At 64.6% G+C, this 3,081-nt stretch carries 3 protein-coding genes; 1 reads left to right on the top strand and 2 read right to left on the bottom strand.

Going from position 1 to position 3,081, the window contains the following annotated elements; all coding sequences use genetic code 11:
• The coding region (locus ACQR1B_RS36085) for a substrate-binding domain-containing protein (RefSeq protein WP_434871595.1) at positions 1-869 on the bottom strand (869 nt) is incomplete at its 3' end.
• Positions 870-1,288: 419 nt separating this feature from the next.
• On the opposite strand from ACQR1B_RS36085, the gene ACQR1B_RS36090 reads away from it, so the two are divergent.
• Positions 1,289-1,888, top strand: coding sequence for an RNA polymerase sigma factor (locus ACQR1B_RS36090; protein WP_434834449.1), 600 nt, complete (start codon positions 1,289-1,291; stop codon positions 1,886-1,888).
• A 135-nt stretch (positions 1,889-2,023) separates the two neighbouring features.
• Here the strand turns inward: ACQR1B_RS36090 and ACQR1B_RS36095 are convergent.
• Positions 2,024-3,081, bottom strand: a 1,058-nt coding sequence (locus ACQR1B_RS36095; RefSeq protein ID WP_434834448.1) for a hypothetical protein, incomplete at its 5' end; no start/stop codon positions are given.

The raw sequence follows: 3,081 nt of genomic DNA on the forward strand, positions 1-3,081 counted from the left end.
TTGTCGTCCATGAAGGTCTGCACGCGAGCTTGGCCGGCATTGTCGAGCGCGGCGATCGCAGCGGTCGAGCTCCAGTCCCGGACCTCGCCCGAGAAGATCGCGCAGAGCTGAGCGGTCGAGAGCTGGATCGCCGAACCGGGCGCACCCGCGGTGCCGGCCGAATTGACGGTCCAGGTCGCCACCGGCGTGTTGCTGGTGTTGACGACGATGGCGACCGGCGCCTCGATCAGCGGCAGCTGGATCGCCGGGCCAAAACCAGCGGCGTTATACGTGGTCGCCGAGGTCGCGTTGCTGGCAGCGATCGCGGTCTGATCCTGCCAGTTGCTGGCCGGAGTGAAGTTGGTCAGCGCGGTCGCGGTCAGCGTGTTCGGAAGCGGCGAGTCGCCGGCGCCGAAGTCGACGCGCGCATAGGGATAGGTCGCGAGCGCCGGGACGCTGCTCTCCAGGAACACCGGCGGAACGGCCGGCAGCGACAGCGACGGCGCGCTGCCGCGCAGCAGCTGCTTCGGATCGTTGGTGATGAACGCGCGCTGGCCGGCACCGGAACCGACAGCCGCATAGAGGCCGACCGTTCCGAGCGCAGCGGTCTGGCCACATTTTGCACCGTCCGGCGTCTGGGGCAGCAGGCCAGGGGTGGGCAGCGTCGCGTCGAAGCTGGACGAGAAGCTGTAGCCGTCATTGGTCACGGCCTGGGCATTGTAGCAGTCCATGGCCTGACGCATGGCGAGCGACACCAGCGTGCTGCCGCCGCCATATACCGCGGTCTGAGCCGCAGCAGGCTGCACGGCCGCGGCGAGAGCCGCAGCAGCCGACAGCACGAGCACCGAGGCGGTGCCGCGCAGGCGGCCGATCGAAGAACGATTGGTCATCGGAAGTCTCCGTGAGGTTGCAGTCGAATTGCGAGCCATCGAAACGCAGCGACGTCATCTGCTTCGAGGAAGAGAACCGTCACCATGCAATTGTTAATCGACGAGACATCCCGTTCTCGTACGACCCGCGCGGTCATTGAAACGATTGACGGTCCCCCACGCTGTCCGCCTCGTTGCGTTCGGTGGCTTGCATAGGAGAGACAGTTCACGCCGCGTCTCAGCGAATCTCTTTTTGAGAAATTTTCGATTCATGTTCGCTGAGCGAGCAAAGCCGATGGCGCAATCCCGCGCGGCGTGCATTTCAGACACGCGCCGCAACACATGTCATGGGTCAGTCATCGTGAGCCGGTACGTTATTAGTGACGAGACCTTCGCGGCCGCGTGTTCCGAAAGGTCACCCTGGGGCGGGCGTTTCAGAGATGCGGGATTCGGGCCGAGCGGCGCTGCTCAACGCGCTGATCGATGGCTATGACGATCTGAAACGGCGACTCGCACGGCGGTTGGGTTCGACCGAGCTGGCAGGCGAAGCGCTTCAGGATACGTTCCTTCGCCTCGAGTGCGGCAACGACGTCGGCGCCGTGCAGAGCCCGCGTGCCTATCTGTTCCGGACGGCGCTCAATCTTGCGAACAACCGGCGCGTCGCCGAAAGCCGCCGGCTCACGACATCGGAGATCGACGCGCTACTGGACATCCCGGACGACGCCCCCGACCCGGCCCGCATCGTCGAATCCCGCTCCGAGATCGCGGCGCTCGGCCGCATCCTGCCGCGGCTGTCGGCGCGCCAGCGCGACATCATCTTCGCCACCTTCGTCGACGAACAGTCGGTGCATCAGATCGCGCAACGGCACCGGGTGTCCGTGCGCCGCATCCAGGTCGAGCTGCGCGAGGCGCTGCTCTATTGTGCGAGCCAGCTCGAGCGATCGCTGGAGAGGCGGCTGCCGTTACGGCCAGACGCTCGCCTATTGCCTTGCCCTCCCGTGCAGGCCTGGACACCGGCGCTGAAAGACACCGGTAGTTAGGAATTTGCGCCGGTAACGGTCAGCGCCGTCGCCGTCGACCCGCTCAGCTCGACGAAGAGCCGGGCGCCATGACGGCGTCCGGTCGCGATCATCGTCGGACAAATTGCGCGGGCTCTGCAACTCGCGCAATTTACGTTAATTGGCACCGGCGCCGACGGCGACGGAACTGCAACCGTCGACCTGGCTCGAACTATCGGAGATGGCAACACCACTTCCGGCAGTCAGGTACGACGAGGTGATTGCCGTCACGAAGTTTGCGTTTAGCGCGTTGAAGCCGTTGTTCCGGAGCACGTTGGTCGCATCCTGGCTCGAATAGAACCATGACAGGAAGTTGGTGATGTCGGTCACGCGGGTGGGGGCCGACGCCGTGTTGTAGCAGCTGTAGAGATAGGCGAACGTCGTGCCCGTGATGGGATAGGCGCCCGCGATGATCGGCAAGCCGAGCTGCGACTTACCGACCACGCTTATCCCGGCCACCTTACCGTCGTCAGGAACCACCGTCGTGCCGTCGCCCAACGCTGTACCGGCGACATACCCCCGGTTGTATAAACTCCACTCGGTATAGTTTGTGCCAGTGGGGACGACCATGCTCTTGAAAGCGTTATCGGCCGACGCCGGGGTCGGAGCAATGAAGCTCTCCTGATCCGGGTGATAGATGCCGCGGCTGCGCTGCTCGTCGTTCTGGATGCTGGCCGAGACCGGAGCACCATCGGCCGGATTGTACGGCTTGGCGAAATTGTTGCCGACATACCCGATACGGCCGCCCAGATAGTTGCCGCGGGCATCCTGCGCGGTGCTGCTCACTGACTTGGCAACATCGCCGGTGCCATTGCCGGCGAGCCAGCCGCCCGTACCGGTCGAAACGTCGACGCCCTTCACGGCCTTGATGTTGGCGATCAGGTTGGCGAACGTCGTCGACGGCAGATTGGCGGCCGAGGCGTTGGTCTTGGCGGCGACGGTCGTGGTGGTGGTGCCCGACACCTGATTGTTGAGCGTCACCGCGGTGCTCGGGAAGGTGACACCGACGCCGGTGAAGATCTTCGCGTAGTTGTGCGAACCGTCCACGTCGAGCTGCGGGCAGCTGTTGGCTAGGAAGTTCGTCAGAATGTAGCTGGATCCGGAGCCGTCGGAGCGGAACGCGACCTGGATCGGCAGCGAGTTCGACACATAGGCCTGGGCGGCGGCACCGTTAC

Origin of the sequence: Bradyrhizobium oligotrophicum (genome assembly GCF_051168495.1) — a bacterium.
Lineage (GTDB): Bacteria > Pseudomonadota > Alphaproteobacteria > Rhizobiales > Xanthobacteraceae > Bradyrhizobium > Bradyrhizobium oligotrophicum_A.

Excerpts from the sequence above, each read along its gene's own strand:
- ACQR1B_RS36090 (WP_434834449.1), top strand. The coding sequence starts at position 1,289 with ATGCGGGATTCGGGCCGAGCGGCGCTGCTCAACGCGCTGATCGATGGC.